Source organism: Mycobacterium marinum, assembly GCF_003391395.1.
Lineage (GTDB): Bacteria > Actinomycetota > Actinomycetes > Mycobacteriales > Mycobacteriaceae > Mycobacterium > Mycobacterium marinum.
Window position 1 is genome coordinate 5,195,393 of record NZ_CP024190.1, and the last position, 24,132, is coordinate 5,219,524.

Consider the following 24,132-nt stretch of genomic DNA (forward strand, 5'->3'; position numbering starts at 1 on the left):
ACTCGATCCCGCCATCGCGGGGTCTCGCGCCCTGGTCAGGGGCCGATCAGTGCGGCCCGGCGATCTCTTCGAGCATCTCGGTGACCAGCGCGGCGATCGGGGACCGTTCACTACGCAGCAGCGTGATGTGCGCGAACAGCGGGTGTCCCTTGAGTTTCTCGATCACCGCGACAATGCCGTCGTGGCGGCCGACTCGTAGGTTGTCGCGCTGCGCGATGTCGTGCGTCAACACCACCCGGGACCCGGTACCCAGCCGCGACAGCACGGTCAAGAGCACGTTGCGTTCCAGCGATTGGGCTTCGTCGACGATGACGAACGAGTCATGCAACGAGCGGCCCCGGATGTGAGTGAGCGGCAGCACCTCGAGCATGCCCCGGGAGAGAACCTCCTCGAGCACCGCCGGGCTGGCCAAACCTTCGAGCGTGTCGAAGACGGCTTGGGCCCATGGCCCCATCTTGTCGCTCTCGCTGCCGGGCAGGTAGCCAAGCTCCTGACCGCCCACCGCATAGAGCGGGCGGAAGACGACCACCTTGCGGTGAGTGCGGCGCTCAAGCACCGCTTCCAGGCCGGCACACAGCGCCAGCGCCGACTTTCCGGTCCCGGCTTTGCCGCCCATCGACACGATGCCCACCGACTCGTCGAGCAGCAGGTCCAGCGCTACCCGCTGTTCGGCCGAGCGACCCCGCAAACCGAAAACCTCGCGGTCACCGCGGACTAGCTGCACGCGTTTGGCCGCGGTGACCCGGCCCAGCGCATGTGAACTTCCGCCCAGCAGCCGGACCCCGGTGTGGCAGGGCAGATCGCGGGCTTCGGCCAGGTCGATCTCTCCGTCGGCGAATAGGGCATCGATATCCCCTGCAGCCGTTTCGATTTCGTGCATCCCGGACCAGCCGGAGGCTACGACGTCCTGCGCGTGGTACTCGTCAGCCGCCAAGCCCACCGCAGCGGCCTTGACCCGAAGCGGAATGTCCTTGCTGACCAACGTAACTCGTCTGCCCTCGGCGGCAAGGTTGGCCGCGCAACTCAAGATGCGAGAGTCGTTGCTGTCGGTACGGAATCCCGCGGGCAGCACCGATGGGTCGGTGTGGTTGAGCTCGACGTGCAACGAACCACCTTGTTTACCAACCGGAATGGGCTGATCCAGCCGCCCGTGTTCCAGTCGAAGGTCGTCGAACAACCGCAATGCCTGCCGGGCGAACCAACCCAACTCATGGTGATGCCGCTTGGCTTCGAGCTCACTGATTACCACCAGTGGAACCACCACTTCGTGCTCGGCGAACCGGCTGCAGGCCCAGGGGTCGGACAGCAACACGGAGGTGTCCAGCACGTAAGTCCGAATATCGGTCACAGAGCGCTCCTCGAGCGATTGCCGCTCGGGCGGACCCGCACGAGCGTGTCGACGCGGGCCGCGGCACCAGGACCGGGGCCGGTCCTGCCGTTGTAGTGACGGAAGGTGCCGCCCTGGCAGCTGAGCAAGTCGCTGACCATCACCTGCGACGCTACTCCGGTGAGCACACCCACGCAGGGCAGGCGCGCCGAGGCAAGCACACCTTGACGACGACGGACCGCGCGGTCGCGCCGCGCAGGAGCTGAGCGGTCAAGCCCAACAGACGAAAACGATGCACTGCGCCAGGCGCAGTGCATCGTTTTGTCGAAGTCGATCTAGCCCGTCACGAACTGCTTGAGCGCAGGCTCCTCAGCCAATCCCCATTCGGTGATGCGGCCCGAAACAACCTGCTTGAGCTGGTCCGCGCCAAAGATTCCGGCCTCGGCAACGTCGCGCAGTTTGTCCTGGTAGGCGTCGATGTCGGCACCGGGGGCCTGCAGATCGCCGGCCCGGGCGGCAATCGCGGCGATCGTCTCGTCGCGGCGGGTGGCCAGGCAGTGGTCCACAAGATTGGCAAAGAACAACTCGTGACGCGCTTCGTCACGGCCGATCCGGTCGATCATGCCGGCCAGGACGGGTTCCTCGATCTGGGCAGCGAGGTTGCGGCAGAAGGCGACCAGGGAGCGCTCGTAGAAGGCCATGTACACGAGAGTTTCGACCTGCGTGTACTTCTCGGCCCGGTACCCCTTCATCACGTACTGGACGCGGACATCTTCGTTGAGGACCGGGTCGACCTCGCGAGTCACCACCAGGTATTCGCGCAGAGCGATGGCGTGCAGGTGCTCCTCAGCTGTCCATCTGCCCAGCCAACGGCCCCACCAGTCCTCGAGAATGAAGTGCTCGACGAGTTCGCGGTGACGGCCGGCCAGGTTGTCCTTGAGGATCAACAGGATCTCGCAGGCATCGGTGATCAGCCTGGGCAGCGTCGTCTGGGAGGGATCCCAGTCACGTCCACCGAGGAAGGCGAAGTTCTCGCCCTGGTCGAAGGGTACGAAGTCGTGGGCGAACCAAATGTCCTCGGTGTCGAGGTGGCGAGCCATGTTCTGTTCGACCACGGGCTCAAGTTCGAGGGTCAGCGCATTAGCGACAGGTTTCTGTGCCATGCGGTAACTGTAACCCTCATACACAGGATAATTAAAATCGACCCACCGTGTCGCCGTCAGCGATCTACGAGATTCCACTCCTCGAGCCCCTCGTAGAGGGGAAAGTCCCTGGCCAGACGGGTTACCCTGGCCCGCAGCGCGGCCACATCGGCCGAGCGTCCCGCCGCGAGGACGCCCGCGATCACGTCGGCGACCTCACTGAATTCGGCGTCGCCGAACCCGCGGGTGGCCAATGCGGGAGTCCCGATCCGCAAGCCCGAGGTCACCATCGGTGGCCGCGGATCGTTGGGGACAGCGTTGCGGTTGACCGTGATTCCCGCCTCGTGCAGCAGGTCTTCGGCCGCCTGGCCATCGAGCGGGGAATCACGCAAATCGACCAGTACCAGGTGAACGTCGGTGCCGCCGCTGACCACCGAGACCCCCGCCTTGGCGACGTCGGAAGCCATCAACCGATCGGCGACGATCCGGGCACCCGCCAGCGTGCGCCGCTGCCGATCGGCGAATTCGGGCGTACCGGCGATCTTGAGTGCCACCGCCTTGCCCGCGATGACATGCATGAGCGGACCGCCCTGCTGGCCAGGGAAAACCGCCGAATTGATGGCCTTGGCGAACTCCTGCTTGCCCAGGATCATGCCCGACCGGCCGCCACCGAGCGTCTTGTGGATTGTGGTGGAAACCACATCCGCATGCGGCACCGGGGACGGATGCAGTCCGGCAGCCACCAACCCGGCGAAGTGGGCCATGTCGACAAACAACTGGGCGCCAACCTCATCGGCGATGGAGCGGAAGGCCGCGAAGTCGAGCACCCGCGGGTAGGCCGACCAGCCGGCGATGATCACCTTCGGACGGAACTCGAGCGCCTTGGCCCGCACCGCGTCCATGTCGATCAGATGCGTCGTCGGGTCGACGCCGTAGAAGCCGTTCTCGTACAACTTGCCGGAGAAGTTCAGCCGCATGCCGTGGGTCAGGTGGCCCCCGTTGGCCAGATCCAGCCCCAGCAGCCGCTCCCCCGGCGACATGAGCGCATGCAACACCGCGGCGTTGGCCTGGGCGCCCGAATGCGGCTGCACGTTGGCGAAATCGGCGCCGAACAGCGCCTTAGCCCGGTCGCGGGCAATGTTTTCCACCACATCGACGTGCTCGCAACCGCCGTAGTAACGCCGGCCCGGCAGACCCTCGGCGTACTTGTTGGTCAAGACGCTGCCCTGGGCTTGCAATACCGCTCGCGGGACGAAGTTCTCCGAGGCGATCATCTCCAGCGTGTCCCGCTGCCTACCGAGTTCCTTGCCCAGCAGCGCTGCGATGTCGGGGTCGACCTCAGCGAGCGGAGCCTCCATCACAGAAGCATTTCTCGGCGCGGATTTCGGGGCGGAAGTGCGAGCGTCAGGTGCGGCAGTCACGGCCGCCAGTGTATCCAGTGGTGCCGTTGCGGGCCCGATCTCCCAGTACCGCTGGCCCCAGGCGACAAGCATGCCCTCGCCCCTGTAAGACTTATGCCATGTCACGGCTTAGCGAGCCGAGCCCCTATGTGGAGTTCGACCGAAGGCAGTGGCGCGCGCTGCGAATGTCGACACCGCTGGCTCTCACCGAAGCCGAACTGATCGGCCTGCGCGGCCTCGGGGAACAGATCGACCTGCTCGAGGTCGAAGAGGTCTTCCTGCCCCTGGCCCGGTTGCTTCATCTTCAGGTCGCGGCCCGTCAACGACTGTTCGCCGCTACCGCGGAATTCCTGGGTGAGCCACAGCAGAACCCTGACCGGCCGGTGCCGTTCATCATCGGCGTGGCCGGCAGCGTGGCAGTCGGCAAGTCGACCACCGCCCGCGTGCTTCAGGCGCTCTTGGCGCGCTGGGATCACCATCCCCGGGTGGACCTGGTCACCACAGACGGATTTCTCTACCCCAACGCCGAGTTGGAGCGACGAAATCTGATGCACCGCAAGGGATTTCCAGAAAGCTACAACCGCAGGGCGCTGATGCGGTTCGTCACGTCGGTGAAGTCCGGGTCGGACTATGCCTGCGCACCGGTGTATTCACACCTGCACTACAACATCATCCCCGGAGCCAAACAAGTCGTCCGCCATCCCGACATCTTGATCTTGGAGGGACTCAACGTACTTCAGACGGGCCCGACGCTGATGGTGTCGGATCTGTTCGATTTCTCGCTGTATGTGGACGCCCGAATCGAAGACATCGAGCAGTGGTACGTGTCGCGGTTCCTGGCCATGCGCAGCACCGCGTTTGCCAACCCGGAGTCACACTTCCACCACTACTCGGCGCTGCCCGACCCGGAAGCGGTGGTCGCCGCGCGCGAGATCTGGCGAACGATCAACCGACCCAACCTTGTTGAAAACATCCTGCCGACTCGGCCGCGGGCAACATTGGTGCTGCGCAAGGATGCCGACCATTCCATCAAGCGGCTGCGGCTACGCAAACTGTAGGCCGCGGCGCCGGTGGGTTGATCCGGCGCCGAGTCAGCCCGGGGCCTGACTAAAGGCCACTCGCCCCATCCGCACCCCACAGTGACCCGCCGGTGCCTCCGGCACCGCCGCTGCCCGCCGACCCGTCGGCAAAGCCGGACCCGCCGGTGCCGGCCGCGCCGCGCTCACCGCCGGCGCCGCCATTGCCGATGTGCTGGGCGTCGCCGCCGGCGCCGCCATCACCGCCGTCACCCCCATCGCCGCCGATGTATTGGTCGTGAGTCGTTCCGCCTGGGCCGCCGCTACCGCCGGACCCGCCCGCACCGCCGTCGCCGTATAACCAGCCACCGGTGCCACCACCGCCGCCGTTGCCGCCGTTGCCGCCGGTGCCCCCGCTGCCGCCGAACCCGTTCGGGTATCCCGAGATGCCAGCGCCGCCGGTACCGGCAGCCCCACCGGCCCCTCCAGCCCCCCACATGCCGGCGGAGCCGCCCAGGCCGCCGTCGCCCGCCTGGCCGCCATTGCCGCCGCCTCGGGGAGCATTGCCGGAGGTGACATAACCGCCACCGTCCCCGCCATTGCCGCCGGCGCCGCCGGCCCCACCGTTGCCCAACAACGCTCCGCCGGCTCCGCCGACCCCGGCGTCACCGCCGGCCCCCCCGTCCCCGCCGGTGGACTGTGTGCCGCCCAGGAAGTCGGCCGTGCCTCCCGTTCCCCCGCCCCCGCCGCTGCCGCCGGAGCCGCCATTGCCGACCAGCCCAGCCGCACCGCCGCTCCCGCCGCGGCCGCCACCACCGCCCGGGTCGGGGAATTCGCCACCGCCGGCTCCCACACCCCCGTGCCCGCCGCTCCCGCCGGAGCCACCGTCTCCGCACAACCACCCGCCGCGTCCACCGGTGCCGCCGGCACCGCCGAGCGCGCCGACGCCGCCGGTGCCACCGACACCGCCCGCACCGCCGGCACCGAACAAGAAGGCGTTGCCCCCGCCGCCCCCATTCGCCCCGACACCGCCGGCGCCGCCGGCACCGCCATTGCCATATAGCCAGCCACCGACACCACCGGTGCCGCCGGGCGCCAGCGCCCCGCCGCTGCCCCCGGTCCCGCCGCTGCCGAGCAGCCCCGCATCGCCGCCGTTACCGCCGGCGGCCCCACCGGTGGTGCTGTTCCAGCCGTTGCCACCGTTGCCGATCAACAATCCGCCCGCGCCTCCGTTGGGATTGGCGGCGGTGCCGTTGGTGCCGTTGCCGATCAGCGGACGGCCCAACAGCGCCTGGGTGGGCGCATTGATCAACCCCAGCAGATCCTGCAGCGGTGACACGTTTGCCGCCTCGGCGGCCGCATAGGCGCCGCTGGCTCCGCGCAACCCCTCGAGGAACTGCTGGTGAAACGCCGCGACCTGCCCGCCGAGTGACTGATAGGCCTGGGCGTGCCCGGCAAATAGCGAGGCCACCGCCGCCGAAACGTCGTCTGCACCGGCGGCCAGCACCCCCATCGTCGGGGCAGCGGCGGCCGCGTTGGCCGCAGTGAGGGCCGAACCGATGCTCGACAGTTCCGTTGTGGCGTGCGCCATCAGGTCTGGGGCGGCTATCAAATATGACATCACTGTCCTCTAGAGGTTTACCCCCGCCGAACAGCCGGATCGTATCTCGGATCACCCATCGATCCGGGCCGATTTGAGCATTCCAACCTCATCGTCAGTCACCGCCGGCTCCCCCCGGGCCGCGGCCGCCCGACATGGCTGGTGCGGGGCACCCACCTCAGCTATCGGGGGTGCCCCGCACCAGCGGGAAGGGGAGTTCAGGCCGTGATACGACGCACTCCCAGGTACTGCAGCCCGGCAAATGCCGCTGTGAACACGCCGCTGGCCAGTGTCGCGGCCACCCCGATGCCAGTCATCGGCACTAGTTCGGCGGCGACGATCGCGCCCACGGTGTAGACGAGGTTGCCGACGACCACCCCTATCCCGGCGCGACGCAGGTTGGGTATCGCGGCGAGGCCGAACACCAACAGGCCGTAGAGCACGAAGAAGGCACCGATGCTGTATTCCTGAGCGGATGTCAGGCCGGTCAGCGACGAGATCGGGTCGGCGGCCGCGGCGAGGGCCAGGCCCATGAGTCCGGTCAATGTGGCGTCCGCGCGCATCGCGAAACGCAGCAGTGCGTCCGTCGAATCGGAGAGGGGCCGAGTTGTCGGGCCCGAGATTGCGGTCATTGCATTACTCCTTGGGACTGTGCGAGAAGGCGGTCGGTGGAACAGTTTTGAGACTGCCGCCTGCGCACTGCCAGATCGACGCATGGCACTGCCAACTGCTGCCATAGGCCCAGTGACCAGGTCGTTTTCCCCGCTGTCAGGCAGTTGCGGGCAGTGCCGTCAACGCCCGCCGGGCGGGGGCCGGCAAGACTAGTCGCTGGCCACCGTGATGCGCCCGCGCAAATCGGCCGCGATCAGCCGAGCGGCCGCGTTCTGCCAGTTGTGCAGTGACCGCTGCGGGACCTCGGTCACCAGCCATTGCCAGGCCTGCCGGGCGATGGGATCCAAACCCGCCGCGGTGGCATTCTGCGCGTAGGCGCGCACACCGACGACGTAGGGAAAGTACAGCGAGTTGTAATAACGCCACTGTTCGGTGGTTCCGAAATCACCATCCTCACGCGGCTTGAGTCGCTTGATGCCGTCGGCCAGGACGGCCTTGAGTTCGTTGGCCCGTTCCAGCGGCTGGTCGGGAACCCCACGGGTGGCCAGCCGCCGATCAATCACGGGCAACGCGGTCAACGGGCTGGCGACGAGCTTGGCCAGGTCACCGTAGTGCCCCAGCGCTCTGCGGGTCAGCCTGACAAAGGTCTCGTCATCGATGCCGGCAAGCGGATCCGCCGACCGCAGCGGTAGCGCCGCACCGGTGTGGCGCAGTGCCGCGCGGTCGGCGCGTAGTGCCGGCGATTTCGAAAACGCCAGCCGGTCCAGTACCCCGGCCATTGGGTCGGCCAACACCTGCACGGCGATGGCGATCGACAGGCTGGTGAACAGCAGCACCGTCAGCACGGTCGAAGCGGTGGGCTCATCGCGGATCAAGGCCAACCCGATCAGCGCCTGACCGCCCAACACACCCGCGACCGCCATCGCACCCGCAAACGAGCGCAGCATGTCCGCGCGCAATGCCTGGCCTTCGTCGAAGGCGTCCCATACCGCCACGGCCACACCGAGCAACAACACGTCGAATCCCGTTGAGGCCAGGGCCAGCCAGCTGGGCACCAGCCCCAGCGGAATCACCAGGATGGCATTGCCCAGCGCGAAGAACAGCGTCGCGACGATGACCACGCCGACCACCGGCATCGGCTGCGCCGGCCGCACCAACACGGCCACCATGGCGCCCAGCGTTGCCGCCGAGATCACCGCAAACATCAGCCAGTGACCGGGCCGCAGCGGCCCTGCCACGCTGCCCGCGATGGCCGCACCCAGCAGGGCCAGCGCGCCGACGGCCGCGATCAGCAGCAACTCGGCCTTGCGTGCCCAAGGGCGCTCGGGCGCCACCGACAACTCGAGCAGAACGCCGAACCATGCCACGCCCGGCACGGCGACCAGGTAGATCTCCAGCTGACCGAGCAACTGGGCGTGGGCCATGCTGGTGTTGCGTACCGCATCCAACGCCAAGACAAGGGCAAACCCGCATAGCCCAATGGCGGCCAATACCAGCACCGGCTTGCGCGGGTCGCGGGCCAGCAGGTAGAGCCCCAGCCAACCGCTGAGCGTGAACACCACCGCCGACAGCGCAGCCATGCGCCCAGTGTTCCACGCCACGGCCTCGCCGTACCGCCGATGCGGCCTCGCCGGTGGCCACGCCGGCGGAGAAGGAAGCGATGGTTGAACCAGATCATGAGCTCCTGCTGGTTGTCCCCCGGTTCTGCCCCAATTGCAGTCGGAGGTTGGCGCCCACCGAGCCGGTGCCGCAGCGCCAGCCCTCCTAGATCGAGGGGTATCCCAGCGGTGGGCTCAGCACCGCACGCGATTACTTGCCGTACCGGCGATGGCGCATGCTGTAGTCGCGCAATGCACGCAGAAAATCGACCCGCCGAAACGCTGGCCAGTGCGCCTCGGTGAACCACATCTCCGAGTAGGCGCTCTGCCATAACAGAAACCCGGACAGCCGCTGCTCGCCGGACGTGCGGATGACCAGATCAGGGTCGGGTTGCCCCGAGGTGTAGAGGTTCTCCGAAATGCCCTCAACGCTCACCGCGTCGATAAGCTCCTCGGCGGTCGCACCGTTGGCGAGTTCCTTGCTCAGCAGCGCCCGCACCGCGTCGACGATCTCGCGACGCCCGCCGTAGCCGACTGCCACGTTCACATGGAACTGGGCGGTGGCCGGCGTGGATTCCACGGCCTCGCGCAGCCGGCGCGCCGGTTCATCGCCGAGCAGCTCCAAGTCGCCGACGGTACGCACACTCCAGCGGTTGGCCGGGGCACAGATCTCTTCGACGACGTCGGTGATGATCTCGATCAGCGCCGCCAGCTCGTCGGGGTCGCGCTGCAGGTTTTCAGTGGACAGCAGGTAGACGGTGGTCATCTCGATGCCGGCTTCCTGGCACCACCGCAACATCTCGGCGATCTTGGCGGCACCCATCCGGTAGCCGTAGCTGACGTCGTCGTAACCCGCATCGCGGGCCCAACGGCGATTGCCGTCGCACAGCACCGCGATGTGCCGCGGCAACTCGGAGCTCGTGGCTGCCAGGCCTTGCCGCAGCCGCAGCTCATACAGCCGATACAACGGCTCCTTGAGCCGCGGCGGGATGATCTCCACGAGGATCCAGACTACTGTGACGCGCACCAAATTCCGGCCTTGATTCGCCGCAAGATCACGCCAAGTCGCAAGCCCGCTCACGCTCGGGGCGACTACTGTGATCGGTGACCAATATCCGGCAATCACCAGACGGGGCAATGGGCGAAATGAGCAGCCAGGCCAGCATGGCCAGCACCGCAGAACCCGAACCACAGGGTCTAGCCGTTCCCAACGCTGCGCATCACCTCGTCGAGGGGGTCGCACGGGCGCTCACCAAGCCGCGGTTCCGCGGCTGGATCCACGTCTATTCGGCCGGCACCGCTGTTTTGGCGGGCGCATCGCTGGTTGCGGTCTCCTGGGCGGTGGGCTCCACCGAAGCCGGCCTGGCCACGCTGGCCTACATTGCGGCCACCGTGGTGATGTTCACCGTCAGCGCCACCTATCACCGAGTCAACTGGACGTCCGCGACCACGCACAAGTGGATGAAGCGGGCCGATCACTCGATGATCTTCGTGTTCATCGCCGGCAGCTACACCCCGTTCGCCCTGCTGGCATTGCCGGGCCATGACGGGCGAGTGGTGTTATCGATCGTGTGGGGCGGTGCGATCGCCGGGATTCTGCTCAAGATGTGCTGGCCGACCGCGCCGCGCTGGGTCGGTGTCCCGCTCTACCTGCTGCTGGGTTGGGTCGCGGTCTGGTACACCGCCACGATTCTGCACAACGCCGGGGTGACGGCGCTGGTGCTGCTGTTTGTCGGCGGCGCCCTGTACAGCATCGGCGGCATTCTCTACGCCGTGCGCTGGCCGGATCCGTGGCCTTCGACGTTCGGCTACCACGAGTTCTTCCACGCCTGCACCGCGGTCGCGGCGATCTGCCACTACATCGCGATGTGGTTCGTGGTGTTCTGAGCGCTGCAGCAGCGCCTCACGTCGCTACAGATGGGTCACGTCGGCCGCTGACCAATACGCCTTCATCGCGGCCACTTTGCCGGAGCGATCGAACACCATGACCTCGATGGGCTCCACCCGCATCTTGCTGTCGCCGCTGGTCACGGTCAGCCGGAACTGAAAAGCCGCCTCGTTGCCGCACACCCGCAGCGACACCAACTCACACTCGCGCGTCAGGCCCGCGATCGCCGAATAGAAGCCGTGGATGGCTCGCGTACCGATGTGCACCTCTCCCCCGACCGGATCCTCGAGGGTCGCGTCGTCGGCGTAGAAGCCGACCAGATCGTCGGCGCCGCCGTCGGCCAGCACCGACATGTATCGGTTGACCGTTTCGGTAATCGCTTGGGACCTCTCAGCGGAATTCGGCATGTGACGCACGCTACTACCCGGGCACTGGCAGAGCTGCGGCCAGTTCGTCGGTACCGGTCACCGGCAGGTCGCAGACCCGTCCCCGGCAGACATAGGCGGCGTCCGCGCCCGCCACCCGATCCCGTCCGATCAGCAACGGTGCCGAGTCCAGCCGACCGCCGACGACGATGGCTCCGCCCGGCGCCAGCCGGCGGGCGGCGGCCAGTAGCTCTGATTGTGGATCGTCGCAGGCAACCGCGATCTGCAGCGGTCCCCGCACCGCCGCCTCCGCGACGGACAGCCAGTGCCCGGCCGACCTCGGGGCGCGTGCCAGCAAGACCGAATGTTGGCGCAACGTTTCCGTGGCGGCTTGCAGGTAGCGCGGGGCGCGGTCGTCGGCGACCAGGTGTGCGGCGGTCAGCAGGGCTTCGGCGATCGAAGACGCGCCCGAAGGCGTGGCCCCGTCGAGCGGGTCGCCCGGGCGCAGCATCAGCCGCTCGGCGTCGTCGGCGTTGTCGAACCAGCGACCGGGCCGCTGCGGATCGCCGAAGTGCGCCAATGCGGTATCCAGCAAATCGCAGGCCGAGGTCAGCCAACCCGGTTCGGAAGTCAACTGATAGAGCGCCAACAGGCCGGTGGCCAGCATGGCATGGTCCTCGAGGATGGCCGCGCTGTCGCCGACCACACCGCCCAGGCTGGCGCGGCGCAACCGGCCGTCGACCACGTGCAAGTCCAGCAACACGCGTGCGCATCGCCGCGCGGCTTGCGCCAATTCGGGCTGCTGCAGGGCAATGCTGGCCTCGACCAGCGCCGTGATCGCCAACCCGTTCCAGGAGGTGACGACCTTGTCATCGCGACCGGGTTGCGCGCGCCCGCGCCGGGCCGCCGACAGTGCGCTGCTGACCCGCTGCAGCCGCTCGCCGTCGTGCGGATCCGAGGGCAGCTGCAACACCGACGCGCCGTGTTCGAAGGTGCCGGCCGCGGTCACCGCGTAAACCTCTGCGGCCCAACGGCCGTCATCCTCACCTAGGAGCTCGATCAGCTGTTCGGGAGTCCAGACATAGGTCGAACCCTCGCGGCCGTCGGTGTCGGCATCCAGCGAGGAGGTGAACATGCCGCCAGCGGCCAGCCCGTCGAGCAGAAACCCCGCGGTCTGGGCCGCGACGCGGCGCGCCAACTCATCACCGGTCCGCCGGGCCCAGTGCGCATAAGCCCGCAACAGCAGCGCGTTGTCGTACAACATCTTCTCGAAATGCGGTACCACCCAGGCCTTGTCGACGCTGTATCGGGCGAAGCCGCCGGCAAGTTGGTCATAGATGCCGCCGCGGGCCATCGCGGCGCCGGTGCGCGACACCGCAGCCAGTGCGGCCGGGGAGCCGGTGCGCTCGTAGTGCCGCAGCAACGCTTCCAGCAGCCCCGACGGCGGGAACTTGGGCGCGGTGCCCCAGCCACCATGAACCGTGTCCTGCTCACCCAAGACGACCGCGACGGCATGGTCACACAGCTCCGGCGCCACGTCGGGACCGCCGCCGGGCGGTCCGGACGCCATCGAACGCAACTCACCGGCAATGTGGTCGGAGGCCTCCTCCACCTCGCCGCGACGTTCCCGCCAGGTCTCCGATACGGCCGAAAGCAGCTGCAGAAAACCGGCTTTCGGGTAGTAGGTGCCGCAGTAGAAGGGCCGCCCATCAGGGGTCAGGAAGCACGTCATCGGCCAGCCGCCCTGCCCGGTGAGGGCAACAGTGGCGTTCATGTAGACCGCGTCGATATCGGGCCGTTCCTCGCGATCCACCTTGATGTTGACGAAGCCCGCGTTCATCACCGCCGCCACTTCGGCGTCCTCGAACGATTCATGGGCCATGACGTGACACCAGTGACATGCGGCGTATCCGATCGACAACAGAATCGGCACGTCGCGCGCGGCGGCGTCAGCCAGCGCCTGCGGTGTCCATTGCTGCCAATGCACGGGGTTGTCGGCGTGCTGGCGCAGGTACGGACTGGTGGCCTGCGCGAGGGTATTGGTTCCGGAGAAACCGGCCGATGAATCAGCCGGGGTCATCGGCCGGCCCCGGCGATCGCGTGGTGGCGCCACCGTCCGCGGCGGGCGGTTCCTCGACGTCCACCACATCCGTGCCCTCGTCGGCCGCCTGATCCGGCTCGGGGTGCGCACGATCGAAGGATTCCGGGACCTTCCTGAGTTGCCGGTTCATCGATCGCAGCAGAAACAACGTGGCGATGACCAAGACCACGACGACGAGCAGCCCCAACGGACTGGCCTTGCCGAAATCGGGTCCGGTATTGCGCGGTGCATCGTCTGCAATCACAGTGAGCAGAAACTGGTTCATTGGCTCGACTCGATTCCGGCGAACAACTCGGTCTCAGGCAGACCGATGGGGATGCGCGAGCGGGCCAACTCGAATTCCTCGGTCGGCCAGAGTTCGCGCTGCCACGACAGCGGCGCCGCGAAGAATTCGGCGTTGGGGTCGATCTGGGTCGCATGCGCCCGCAAGGCGTCGTCGCGTTGGGCGAAATAGCCCGAGCACTCAACGCGGGTGGTGACTCGGTTGGCAAACGGATCGTGGTCGGGATGCCAGTGCTCGAGCCACTTGCCGAACGGACCTTCCTGGCCGCGCTTGATGAACTCGTCTTGCAGAATCCGCATGCGCTCACGCAGGAAGCCGTGGATGTAGTAGAGCTTGGACACCGTCCAGGGCTCACCGGCATCCGGGAACCGCAGATAGTCGGCAGCGGCCTCGTAGGCGCCGATGGAGACCTGGTGGCAGCGGATGTGGTCGGGGTGCGGGTAGCCGCCGTTCTCGTCGTAGGTCGTCATCACGTGGGGCCGGAATTCCCGCACCACACGTACCAGCGCTTCGATGGAATCTTCCAAGGGCACCAGGGCGAAACATCCCTCGGGCAGCGGGGGCGGCGGATCCCCCTTCGGCAGTCCGGAGTCGACGAACCCCAGCCAGGTGTGCTCCACACCGAGAATCTCGGCCGCCTTCGCCATCTCGTCGCGGCGAATTTCGGAGATGTGCCCGTGCACGTCGGGCAGATCCATCGCCGGGTTGAGAATCTCGCCACGCTCGCCCCCGGTCAACGTCACCACCAGCACGCGATGACCCTCATCCGCGTACCGGGCAAGAGTGGCGGCGCCCTTACTGGACTCGTCGTCGGGGTGGGCATGCACCGCCATCAACCGCAGTTTGCTCACGTGCTCCCTTGTCCGTCTGCTGGTCGGGCCGTCTGCTCGCCGGCCGATTGCGCCACTATAATTTCAGTTCTCAATCGTTCCATCTTGTCGTCCGGCGCCTGACGCCCGCCCACAGCCCTTCCCCGATCCGCCAAGCCAGGCATGAATCCAGCACCCATATCCCGTCCCGAAGCCCGCTATGGGCGGTCTCGACTCTCCGGTAGGTCGCGGCGCTACATCCTCATCGCTCTGGCGGTGTTGGTGGTGGTGGCCGGGACCGCGCTTGCCGTGATCGGCTACCAGCGGATCGTCACCAACGCCGTTACCGGCAAATTGGCCGGCTACCGCGTGATCGATGAGCAGACGGCATCGGTGACGATCAGCGTGACGCGGTCAGACCCGTCACGGCCGGTCGATTGCATCGTGCGCGTCCGGGCCAAGGACGGTAGCGAGACCGGCCGGCGAGAGGTGCTGGTGCCGCCCTCGGACCAAACCACCGTGCAGGTGACGACGACCCTGAAATCGAGCAAGCCGCCGTTGATGGCGGACGTATACGGTTGCGGCACAGATGTGCCCGCTTACTTGCGCTCACCTTGACCGCGCAACAAACCCCGAACTGCGCATATGCAGTCACCAACTGTTAGCGCGGTGGTAACATGGCTAGATACACGGTCCTGACCGGGACCGTGTATTGCTGCATTAATGGCCGTGAGCAGAAGCGGAGTGGCAGCGACCGGGGTGGGGGCCCGCGTACGCCCGATACCGGGTTGATGCGGGATCAGCAACTTGCGCGCATGCGCCAAAAGACAACACAAGGAGCGCCACGAGATGACGGATACTCAGGTGACCTGGTTAACCCAGGAGTCACATGACCGACTCAAGGCCGAGCTCGATCACTTGATCGCCAATCGTCCGATCATCGCCGCCGAAATCAATGACCGCCGCGAAGAGGGCGACCTGCGCGAGAACGGCGGCTACCACGCCGCCCGCGAAGAGCAGGGCCAGCAAGAGGCCCGCATCCGCCAGCTGCAGGACCTGCTCAACAACGCCAAGGTCGGCGAAGCGCCCAAGCAGTCCGGTATCGCCCTGCCCGGTTCCGTGGTGAAGGTCTACTACAACGGCGACCAGTCCGATAGCGAGACATTCCTCATCGCCACCCGCCAAGAAGGCGTCAACGACGGCAAGCTCGAGGTGTACTCGCCGAATTCCCCGCTCGGTGGCGCCCTGATCGACGCCAAGGTCGGCGAGACCCGTAGCTACACGGTGCCCAACGGCAGCGTCATCGAGGTCACGCTGATCAGCGCCGAGCCCTACCACTCCTGACCTGACGAGCAGACACAGAATCGCACCCAGCGCGCGCTGCGCGTGCGATTCTGTGTCTGCTCGCGGGCTGCTCGCGCCGGGGTTAGCCCAGCGCCTGTTTGAGGTCGTCGAGGAGATCGGCAACGTCTTCGATACCGACCGACAGCCGCACCAGGTCATCGGGCACTTCTAGCTGCGAACCCGCGGTCGATGCGTGAGTCATCGCGCTGGGATGCTCGATCAGCGACTCCACACCGCCTAGCGATTCGGCCAGGATGAAGATGTTCGTCTTGGCACACAGCTGTTCGGCGGCGGTGCGGCCGGCTCGCATCCGCACCGAAACCATGCCGCCAAACCCGCGCATCTGCCGCGCCGCCACGGCATGGCCGGGGTGACTGGGCAACCCGGGGTACAACACGGTGCTGATCGCGGGATGTTCGGCGAGGAATTCCGCCACGGCAGCGGCATTTTCACTGTGCCGCTGCATGCGCAGGACCAGGGTTTTCAGGCCGCGCATGGTCAGGTACGCGTCGAACGGGCCCGGCACCGCGCCCGCCCCGTTCTGCAAGAAGGCAAAAGACTGGTCCAGCTCTTCGTCATTGGTCACCAGTGCGCCACCCACCACATCGGAGTGACCACCGATGTACTTGGTGGTGGAGTGCAGCACCACGTCGGCGCCCAGTGATAGCGGCTGCTGCAGCGCCGGAGATGCGAAGGTGTTGTCCACCAGAACTTTCGCCGAGCTGTCCGCACCCAGCTGGGCGATGCCGGCGATGTCGGCGATCGACAGCAGCGGATTGGTCGGTGTTTCCACCCAAATCAGTCGGGTGGTTGGTCTTATCGCCGCACGCACCGCATCCAGATCCGCCAGGGCTACCGGCGTGTACTCGACGTTCCACCCGGTGAAGACCTTGTCAATCAACCGGAAGGTGCCGCCGTAGGCGTCGTCGGGGATGACGACATGGTCACCCGGTCGCAGCATTGCCCGCAGCGCGCAGTCGGCGGCGGCCATGCCGGAACTGAACGCACGCCCGAACGCCGCGTCTTCAACCGCGGCAAGCGCGGCTTCCAAGGCGGTGCGAGTCGGATTGCCGGTTCGCGCATACTCATAGCCGCCCCGCAGACCGCCGACACCGTCCTGGGCGAAGGTGCTGCTGGCATAGATCGGAGCGTTGACGGCTCCGGTCGCCGGGTCCGGGCGATAGCCGGAATGAATGGCTCGTGTTGCGAGTCCGGCGAACCGGTGCTGCGCCTTGTGATCGTCCTTCATCGGTGACCAGCCTAATAGCGAACGCCACCCCGGCCGTAATCGCACGGCCGAGGTGGCGCTTTGCTAATCACTCACTGACACAAGTGAGTTGCGTTGCACTCAGAGCGGTAGGCAAACCGTCGTCATGATCTTGTCGGCAAGCGTCTGCCGCTTGGCGTCCCACAGCGGGAACAGGAACCCGATGTAGCAGATGATCGCGTCGACGATGTGCGCGAGCTGGCGCACCACCGACATTCCGAAGCCCAACGGCTCCCCCGTGGTTTCGCTGACCACCTTGAACTTCATGATCGACTTGCCGATGCTCGAACCGGTGGTGCCTTGGCGGTAGCCGTAGTCCCACACCAGGTAGGCCAACCCCACCAGGGACAACAACCATTGCGCCAGCTGACCGATCATCGACGGCTGGGATACGCAGTACTGGCCGATGTCGTACTGACTGATGTCGGTCACGCACGACGAGGTCGTGGTCACCATCATGATCAGCCAGCCAATGCCGGAAACCACAACGTAGGGCGCGAAGTCGATGAGCGCGGCCAGCACGCGAGTGATCCACGGCGTGTAGGACTCCGCCGGCAGTGCACGAATCGCCGGCCCAGGTGGGGGCGGTGCGTATCCACCCGCCGACGGTGGTGGCGGCGGGTAGCCACCTTCCAGCGGTGGTGGTGGCGGAGGCGGCGGATAAGCGCTGCCGCCGGGCGCCGACGGCGGCGGCGGTGGCGGCGGATAGCCGCTGGTGCTGGGCGACGGGGGCGGTGGCGGCGGCGGGTAGCCGCCCCCACTGGGCGCCGAGGGAGGCGGTGGTGCTTGGTACCCACCAGCGGGCGGCTCCGACCCACCGGAGGATCCGGGAGGCGGAGGCGGTGGGGGGTAAGACCCGCCGGGAGGCGGCTGATCGGTCATGGGCAACCTTCCACTCGGAATTAGCTGAAGTAGGCGGCCTTACAGTACCTGAGGTTGGCGGTCTGCGTAGAGATCAGGCTAGAGCTGCGCCCGAGCCGCGATTCGCGCCATTACCAGCATGGTTGGGCACCGTCGGGGAGGTAGCTACCAGCCGAGTTTGTTCCTAGCCGGGCTAAGTTGTGGCGCCGCGGCGGACTAGCGCCGCAACGCCCCTTCGGAAAGGAATCCCAACAAGTCATACCGGGTGATGACCCCGACCGGCTTGCCCTCCTCGACGACCATCAAGGCATCCCAGTCCCGCAATGCCTTGCCTGCCGCACCGACCAATTCACCGGCGCCGATCAACTTCAGCGGCGGGCTCATGTGCTGGGAGACGGCGTCGGCCAGCTTGGCCTTGCCCGAGAATACGGCCGAGAGCAGTTCGCGTTCGGACACGCTGCCGGCAACTTCACCGGCCATCACCGGCGGCTCGGCGCCGACCACCGGCATCTGCGACACCCCATATTCCCGCAGGATTCCGATGGCATCGCGCACCGTCTCGGAGGGGTGGGTGTGGACCAGAGCTGGCAATGCACCGGACTTGCGCCGCAACACATCACCGACCGTGGACGCATCGGTCCTGCCGTCGAGGCGGCTGCGCAAGAAACCGTATGACGACATCCACGCGTCGTTGAAGATCTTCGACATGTAACCGCGCCCGCCGTCGGGCAGCAGCACGACAACCAGCGCGTCGGGCCCTGCTTGTTCGGCGACCCGCAGGGCGGCCACCACCGCCATCCCGCAGGATCCGCCCACCAGCATCGCCTCTTCTCGGGCCAGCCGCCGGGTCATGTCAAAGGAGTCGGAGTCCGACACCGCGATGATCTCGTCGGGCACCGTGGCGTCGTAGGCCGCCGGCCAGAAGTCCTCGCCCACCCCCTCGACCAGGTAGGGCCGCCCGGTCCCGCCGGAATACACCGACCCCTCCGGGTCGGCGCCGATGACGCGGACCTTGCCGCCCGACACCTCCTTGAGGTAGCGCCCCGCGCCGCTGATCGTTCCACCGGTGCCGATGCCGGCAACGAAATGTGTGATCTTGCCGTCGGTATCGGCCCAGATCTCCGGGCCGGTGGTCGCGTAGTGGCTGGCCGGGCCTTCGGGGTTGGCGTACTGGTCGGGCTTCCACGCACCGTCGATTTCTCTGACCAGCCGGTCAGAGACGCTGTAGTAGCTGTCCGGATCCTCCGGCGGCACCGCCGTCGGGCACACCACGACCTCAGCGCCGTAGGCCCGCAAGACGTTTCGTTTGTCCTCGCTGACCTTGTCGGGGCAGACGAATACGCACTTGTAGCCACGGTGCTGGGCGACCAGGGCCAGACCCACCCCGGTATTGCCCGACGTCGGCTCGACGATGGTGCCGCCGGGGCGCAGCGCGCCGCTGGCCTCGGCCGCGTCGATCATCTTGATCGCGATCCGGTCCTTGGAGCTGCCGCCAGGGTTGAGATATTCGACCTTCGCCGCCACCGTGCCGATCCCGGCCGGAACGACCGCGTTCAGGCGAACCAGTGGTGTGCCGCCGATGAGATCACTGATGTGCTGGGCGATCCGCATGGGCTTCATCGTGTCAGGCCGGTCCCGGCGAACCACACTCCGGGTACGGCGCAACCCCCTAGCCGGTTGCCTCGCGGATGTAGTCGCCGATCTGACGCAGGGAGCGGGTCGCCTCGGGCAACAACGGCCCGGCGACCTGAAAGTCGTGCACCTGTCCCGGCCAGACACGCACCTCGGCGGGCACCCCGACCGCCGCCAACTTGCGCGCCGCCAGCTGGGCGTCGTGCAACAGCACCTCGGATCCCGACACGTGAATCAGGGTCCGCGGCAGCCCCGGCCGGATGTGCTCGAGCGGCTCGTAGAGTTCCTCGGGTTTGCCGTCGACTTTGTTTTTAGCGGCCGCGCTAGCAACCAATTCACCAAGCGCGTCGAAAGCCTTCGGCGGGAACATCGCATCCCGCTTAATGTTGGGATGAGCCTTTTTCTGCTCCTTTGCTAGCTGCAGCAGTGGCGAGATCGCGACAAGGGCGGCCGGCTCCTCGCCTTCGTCCTGCAGCCGCTGCGCGAGAGTCAGCGCGAGATAGCCGCCGGCGGAGTCTCCGGCCAACACGATCTGTTCCGGGTCGTACCCCAACAACCTCAGCCAGCGGTAGCCGTCGTGGCAGTCATCGAGCGCCATACCGATCGAGTGTTTGGGCATCAGCCGATAGTTGACGATCAGAACGGGCGCGTCAGCAAACTTTGAGAGCAGCTCGACCAACCGGCCGTGCGAGTTTGCTCCACAGGTCAGGAAGGCGCCGCCGTGGAGATAGAGGACCACGCGCCGGGTCCCGTCGGCGGGCAGCACGCCCGGCGCCCGAACCAGTTGCGCTGCCGCATTTGGCAAGCTCACCGCGGCCCTCACGGTGGCAGACGCCGGGACCAAAGCCTTCGCGGCGTGATCGATGAGGCCCCATGGCCAAGGTAGATGCGGCACGTGGCTACCGACCGCCAGCACCGGCCGAATGGTCAGCCGCGAGGCAAGCGTCGCGACCCGCGCAGCAACGCTCGGGCCCGACTCGACAACCTCGACCGGAGCGCCATCACTGATGGCGAATCTGCGTGCCTCGAGTCTACGTGTCTTGAGTACGTCTCGTGGGCGAATGGCATGGATAGGGTTACTGGGGACCCTGCTAGGTGCGGTCATGCGCAACACTTCCTACGTCGTTGTAGTCCGATAAGGCATGTGATGGAGCGGCCAAGCGTTCGGATTGAACCTGCTCCCCCGAGCGATTTGCCAACTCCTCCGACTTAGCTTGACAGCTTACTTCTTAAACAACGCTTAATGAGTCTGATTCGATACCACAATTGATCCACAACGTAATTCACCTGTTTTGTCAGGTAGACCCGCAAACAGAGAAGCCGATCTAAACTGATCGCGTGGGCATACGCGTGCCGCGGCGTTCGACGATCGCTCTGGCCACAGCGGGTGCACTCGCCTCGACAGGTACGGCCTATCTGGGCGCACGCAACTTGCTGGTCGGCCAGGCTACGCACGCGCGCACCATCATCCCCAAAGCCTGGGACGTACCTCCCCGTGCCGATGGGGTCTACTCCCGCGGCGGTGGGCCGGTGCAGCGCTGGCGCCGCGGAACCCCCTTTGACCTACACCTGATGATGTTCGGCGACTCCACGGCGTGCGGATACGGCTGTGGCAGCCCCGAGGAAGTGCCGGGCGTGGTGATGGCACGCAAGCTCGCCGAGCAGACCGGCAAGCGGGTGCGGTTGAGCACCAAAGCCCTGGTCGGCGCCACCTCAAAAGGCGTGTGCGGTCAGGTCGACGCGATGTTTGTGGCCGGACCGCCACCGGACGCCGCGGTCATCATCATCGGCGCCAACGACATAACAGCACTCAACGGGATCGGCCCCTCCGCGGAACGGCTTGGCTCGGTGGTACGCAAGCTGCGCGCCCGCGGCGCAATCGTGGTGGTCGGCACGTGCCCGGACTTCAGTGTCATCACCGCAATACCGCAACCGTTGCGGTCCCTGGCTCACACGCGAGGAAGCCAGCTCGCCCGCGCTCAGACCGCCGCCGTCAAGGCGGCCGGCGGGGTCCCGGTTCCGCTCGCCAATCTGCTGGCACGCCAATTCCGGGCCGAACCCGAACGGATGTTCTCCGCCGACCGATATCACCCATCCGCAACGGCGTACGCCCTGGCGGCCGATCAGCTGCTCCTCAGTCTGCGCGATGCGTTACGCGAAAAGATCGGGAGCGCAATGCTTCCCGTGCCGTCGCGGCCTAGCTTCCGCACCAGCAGCCAGGAGCGTTCCCGGGGCGCCATCGTCACCCGGCTGTGGCGGCGGCCGGTCCCGGTGGTTGGTGGACCCGTCCCGATCCCGGCTAGCGGCTAGTCGGGCAACGGGCCGCTGCACGACCCGAATCGTCACCAGGCTCGTCGTCAGGCTAGATTCGGCTTCGCCACACCCCAATGGAGGGAGCTGTTATGCCAGAAGCCGTCATCGTCTCAACAGCCCGCTCGCCGATCGGCCGCGCCATGAAAGGGTCGCTGGTCAGCATGCGCCCCGACGACTTGGCCGTGCAGATGGTGCGCGCCGCGTTGGACAAAGTGCCCGCGCTGAACCCGCACCAGATCGACGATCTGATCATGGGCTGCGGCCTCCCGGGAGGTGAGTCCGGCTTCAACATCGGGCGCGTCGTCGCCGTGGCGCTGGGCTACGACTTCCTGCCGGGGACCACGGTCAACCGGTACTGCTCGTCTTCGCTGCAGACCACCCGGATGGCGTTTCATGCGATCAAGGCCGGCGAGGGCGACGCGTTCATCTCCGCGGGCGTAGAGACCGTGTCCCGGTTCGGCAAGGGCAACTCCGACTCGCTGCCCGACACCAAGAACCCCCTCTTCGATGAGGCCCAGGAACGCACCGCCGCCGCGGCCGCGGGTGCCGAGGAGTGGCATGACCCGCGCGCTGACGGAAATCTGCCTGACGTCTATATCGCCATGGGTCAGACCGCTGAAAACGTCGCGATCATTTCGGGCATCAGCCGCGAAGACCAAGACCACTGGGGTGTGCGCAGCCAAAACCGTGCCGAAGAGGCGATCAAGAGCGGCTTTTTCGAACGGGAGATCTCCCCGGTGACGCTTCCCGACGGCACCACAGTCAGCACCGATGATGGCCCGCGCGCGGGTACCACCTACGAAAAGGTCAGCCAGCTCAAGCCGGTGTTTCGGCCCAACGGCACGGTGACCGCCGGCAACGCCTGTCCACTCAACGACGGCGCCGCGGCAGTGGTGATCACCAGCGACACCAAGGCCAAGGAGCTGGGCCTGACGCCGTTGGCGCGCATCGTGTCCACCGGCGTGAGCGGTCTGTCCCCGGAGATCATGGGCCTTGGCCCCATCGAGGCCTGCAAGAAGGCGCTGCAGCGGGCGGGTATGTCCATCAGCGACATCGACTTGGTCGAGATCAATGAAGCGTTCGCGGTGCAGGTGCTGGGTTCGGCCCGGGAGTTGGGCATCGACGAGGACAAGCTGAACGTCTCTGGCGGAGCGATCGCCCTGGGACACCCGTTCGGCATGACCGGCGCCCGTATCACCACCACCTTGCTCAACAATCTGCAGACCCACGACAAGACGTTCGGCCTGGAGACCATGTGCGTCGGTGGCGGCCAGGGCATGGCCATGGTGATCGAGCGGCTGAGCTAGCGCCTCAGGCACCGACGTCGAGCGTGCGCCCAGGGCGGTGAGTGTGCGCCCTGGGCTGTGAAACTCGGGTCAGCCCGCCACCAGCACACACTCGGGGCCACCACCGCACACCCAAGAGACACCAAGCGGACACACGAAAAAGCCGGCACATATGTGCCGGCTTTTCGCGTCGAGCCGAGACTAGTCGTTCTGCAGATAACTCAGCAGACGCAGGATCTCGATGTAGAGCCAGACCAGCGTCACGGTCAGGCCCAGCGCGATACCCCACGCCGCCTTCTCCGGCGCTCCGGCGCGGATCATCTGGTCAGCGGCGTCAAAGTCGATCAGGAAGCTGAACGCCGCGATACCGATGACCACCAGTGAGAACAGGATCGCCAGCGGTCCACCGCTGCGCAGGCCCAAGCCCTCGCCGCCGCCGACTCCGAACATCCCCAGCAGGAAGTTGCCGAGCATGAGGGCCAGCGCGCCGAACATGGCGGCCACGATCATGCGAGTGAACCGAGGCGTGACTCGGATAGCCCCGGTTTTGTAGACGACCAACATCCCGAAGAACACGCCGAGCGTGCCCAGGACCGCCTCCCCGATGAGCACTCCCGCGTTGGCGGACCCCACCGTGTAGGCGGCCAAAACGAACGAAACGGCGCCAAGGAACAGACCCTCCAGCGCGGCGTAGCTGAGCACGATCGCCGGGTTGTCTTGTTTGCGGCCGAAGGTCGCGACCAGCACCAGCGCCAGCCCGCCGAGCGCGCCGACCAAGGTCAGCGGCATCGCCAGAGCGATGTTCTGGGCAACCAGGAAGTAGGAAACGACGGCCGTTGCGGACAGCATGGCCAGCGTCAGGCCAGTCTTGGTCACGACGTCGTCGATGGTCAGTGGCCGGGCCGTCCCAGCGTCACGAGTCTCCTGGTAGGGAGTCATGTAGGGGTCGGCGGCATATCCCGCCCCTGCTCCCGTACCGAATTGCGCGTATCCGCCCCGCTGCTTCGGCAGCGAGCGGAATACCGGGTTACTTGTTTCCCGCACCGTCGGATCCTCTCTTATGGCTATGGGTTCGAGCTGTGCGAACAACTGCTCAACGATCAGTGGCCCGCGCGGGTTCCCAACGCACCTGCCGGTTTTCTGTTTTCCGGACTCGTGCCCAACCGCGCCGATGTCGTCCGGCTAACGATAAACCTTAGCCCCGGGGCCACCCAGGAGCGAGTCACGATCTAGATTGCTGGTCAAACTCTTGGACGATTCCCTGGAGGGGAGATCTAGCGTGACCGAA

At 66.5% G+C, this 24,132-nt stretch carries 22 protein-coding genes; 6 read left to right on the plus strand and 16 right to left on the minus strand.

Going from position 1 to position 24,132, the window contains the following annotated elements; genetic code table 11:
• Positions 1-46: 46 nt before the first annotated feature.
• From CCUG20998_RS21740 to glyA, 3 genes are all read right to left on the minus strand, one after another.
• Positions 47-1,348 carry an RNA 5'-3' helicase PhoH2 gene (locus CCUG20998_RS21740; RefSeq protein ID WP_012395935.1) on the minus strand — a complete coding sequence of 434 codons (1,302 nt, stop codon included), beginning with the start codon at positions 1,346-1,348 and terminating at the stop codon, positions 47-49.
• 314 nt (positions 1,349-1,662) lie between these two features.
• Positions 1,663-2,490, minus strand: a complete 828-nt coding sequence (locus CCUG20998_RS21745; RefSeq protein ID WP_011738563.1) for an acyl-ACP desaturase — start codon at positions 2,488-2,490, stop codon at positions 1,663-1,665.
• A 56-nt stretch (positions 2,491-2,546) separates the two neighbouring features.
• Complete coding sequence (glyA, locus tag CCUG20998_RS21750) at positions 2,547-3,827, minus strand: serine hydroxymethyltransferase (RefSeq protein ID WP_012395937.1); 1,281 nt, start codon at positions 3,825-3,827, stop codon at positions 2,547-2,549.
• 161 nt (positions 3,828-3,988) lie between these two features.
• On the opposite strand from glyA, the gene coaA reads away from it, so the two are divergent.
• Entirely contained in the window at positions 3,989-4,927 is a 939-nt protein-coding gene (gene coaA, locus CCUG20998_RS21755) for a type I pantothenate kinase (protein ID WP_011738565.1), read from the plus strand.
• Between the two features lie 49 nt (positions 4,928-4,976).
• Here coaA and CCUG20998_RS21760 read toward each other — a convergent pair whose 3' ends face one another.
• From CCUG20998_RS21760 to CCUG20998_RS21775, 4 genes are all read right to left on the minus strand, one after another.
• Positions 4,977-6,506, minus strand: a complete 1,530-nt coding sequence (locus CCUG20998_RS21760) for a PE family protein (RefSeq protein ID WP_116269141.1) — start codon at positions 6,504-6,506, stop codon at positions 4,977-4,979.
• A gap of 197 nt (positions 6,507-6,703) precedes the next feature.
• A complete protein-coding gene (locus CCUG20998_RS21765; RefSeq protein ID WP_020729802.1) occupies positions 6,704-7,117 on the minus strand; it encodes a hypothetical protein in 414 nt (137 codons plus the stop codon).
• A gap of 189 nt (positions 7,118-7,306) precedes the next feature.
• Positions 7,307-8,677 carry a hypothetical protein gene (locus CCUG20998_RS21770; RefSeq protein WP_020729801.1) on the minus strand — a complete coding sequence of 457 codons (1,371 nt, stop codon included), beginning with the start codon at positions 8,675-8,677 and terminating at the stop codon, positions 7,307-7,309.
• Positions 8,678-8,906: 229 nt separating this feature from the next.
• Entirely contained in the window at positions 8,907-9,695 is a 789-nt protein-coding gene (locus tag CCUG20998_RS21775; RefSeq protein WP_020729799.1) for a (2Z,6E)-farnesyl diphosphate synthase, read from the minus strand.
• Positions 9,696-9,841: 146 nt separating this feature from the next.
• Here CCUG20998_RS21775 and trhA point away from each other — a divergent pair, with 146 nt between their 5' ends.
• Positions 9,842-10,582, plus strand: a complete 741-nt coding sequence (gene trhA / locus CCUG20998_RS21780; protein WP_036456480.1) for a PAQR family membrane homeostasis protein TrhA — start codon at positions 9,842-9,844, stop codon at positions 10,580-10,582.
• A 24-nt stretch (positions 10,583-10,606) separates the two neighbouring features.
• On the opposite strand, the gene CCUG20998_RS21785 is transcribed toward trhA, so the two are convergent.
• Genes CCUG20998_RS21785 through mca form a run of 4 tightly spaced genes read right to left on the minus strand, consistent with a single transcriptional unit; the run spans position 10,607 to position 14,183 of the window.
• On the minus strand, positions 10,607-10,990 hold the full coding sequence (locus CCUG20998_RS21785) for a nuclear transport factor 2 family protein (RefSeq protein WP_036456128.1): 384 nt from the start codon (positions 10,988-10,990) through the stop codon (positions 10,607-10,609).
• A gap of 13 nt (positions 10,991-11,003) precedes the next feature.
• Positions 11,004-13,028, minus strand: coding sequence for a thioredoxin domain-containing protein (locus tag CCUG20998_RS21790; protein WP_036456126.1), 2,025 nt, complete (start codon positions 13,026-13,028; stop codon positions 11,004-11,006).
• On the minus strand, positions 13,015-13,314 hold the full coding sequence (locus CCUG20998_RS21795) for a hypothetical protein (RefSeq protein WP_011738573.1): 300 nt from the start codon (positions 13,312-13,314) through the stop codon (positions 13,015-13,017). Before CCUG20998_RS21795 ends, CCUG20998_RS21790 begins: the two co-directional genes overlap by 14 nt.
• Positions 13,311-14,183 (minus strand): mycothiol conjugate amidase Mca, encoded by an 873-nt coding sequence (mca, locus tag CCUG20998_RS21800; protein WP_012395944.1) that lies wholly within the window; start codon positions 14,181-14,183, stop codon positions 13,311-13,313. Before mca ends, CCUG20998_RS21795 begins: the two co-directional genes overlap by 4 nt.
• A 141-nt stretch (positions 14,184-14,324) precedes the next feature.
• Between mca and CCUG20998_RS21805 the strand changes: the two genes are divergently transcribed.
• Together CCUG20998_RS21805 and greA are read left to right on the plus strand one after the other, a co-directional pair.
• Positions 14,325-14,759: a DUF4307 domain-containing protein gene (locus tag CCUG20998_RS21805; protein ID WP_036456124.1), complete on the plus strand. Its 435-nt coding sequence runs from the start codon at positions 14,325-14,327 to the stop codon at positions 14,757-14,759.
• Between the two features lie 231 nt (positions 14,760-14,990).
• Positions 14,991-15,485: a transcription elongation factor GreA gene (gene greA, locus CCUG20998_RS21810; RefSeq protein WP_011738576.1), complete on the plus strand. Its 495-nt coding sequence runs from the start codon at positions 14,991-14,993 to the stop codon at positions 15,483-15,485.
• Between the two features lie 82 nt (positions 15,486-15,567).
• Here greA and CCUG20998_RS21815 read toward each other — a convergent pair whose 3' ends face one another.
• The 4 genes from CCUG20998_RS21815 to CCUG20998_RS21830 form a co-directional block, all read right to left on the minus strand.
• Positions 15,568-16,734, minus strand: a complete 1,167-nt coding sequence (locus tag CCUG20998_RS21815) for a cystathionine gamma-synthase (protein WP_012395946.1) — start codon at positions 16,732-16,734, stop codon at positions 15,568-15,570.
• Between the two features lie 99 nt (positions 16,735-16,833).
• Entirely contained in the window at positions 16,834-17,634 is an 801-nt protein-coding gene (locus tag CCUG20998_RS21820) for an RDD family protein (RefSeq protein ID WP_116269142.1), read from the minus strand.
• Between the two features lie 195 nt (positions 17,635-17,829).
• On the minus strand, positions 17,830-19,224 hold the full coding sequence (locus CCUG20998_RS21825; protein ID WP_020729792.1) for a cystathionine beta-synthase: 1,395 nt from the start codon (positions 19,222-19,224) through the stop codon (positions 17,830-17,832).
• A gap of 58 nt (positions 19,225-19,282) precedes the next feature.
• Positions 19,283-20,350, minus strand: a complete 1,068-nt coding sequence (locus tag CCUG20998_RS21830; RefSeq protein WP_036450461.1) for an alpha/beta hydrolase — start codon at positions 20,348-20,350, stop codon at positions 19,283-19,285.
• 245 nt (positions 20,351-20,595) lie between these two features.
• Here CCUG20998_RS21830 and CCUG20998_RS21835 point away from each other — a divergent pair, with 245 nt between their 5' ends.
• Positions 20,596-21,555 (plus strand): SGNH/GDSL hydrolase family protein, encoded by a 960-nt coding sequence (locus tag CCUG20998_RS21835; protein WP_020729790.1) that lies wholly within the window; start codon positions 20,596-20,598, stop codon positions 21,553-21,555.
• 92 nt (positions 21,556-21,647) lie between these two features.
• A complete protein-coding gene (locus CCUG20998_RS21840; RefSeq protein ID WP_015356919.1) occupies positions 21,648-22,865 on the plus strand; it encodes an acetyl-CoA C-acetyltransferase in 1,218 nt (405 codons plus the stop codon).
• Positions 22,866-23,045: 180 nt separating this feature from the next.
• On the opposite strand, the gene CCUG20998_RS21845 is transcribed toward CCUG20998_RS21840, so the two are convergent.
• Positions 23,046-23,888: a Bax inhibitor-1/YccA family protein gene (locus CCUG20998_RS21845; RefSeq protein WP_020729789.1), complete on the minus strand. Its 843-nt coding sequence runs from the start codon at positions 23,886-23,888 to the stop codon at positions 23,046-23,048.
• Positions 23,889-24,132: the final 244 nt, after the last annotated feature.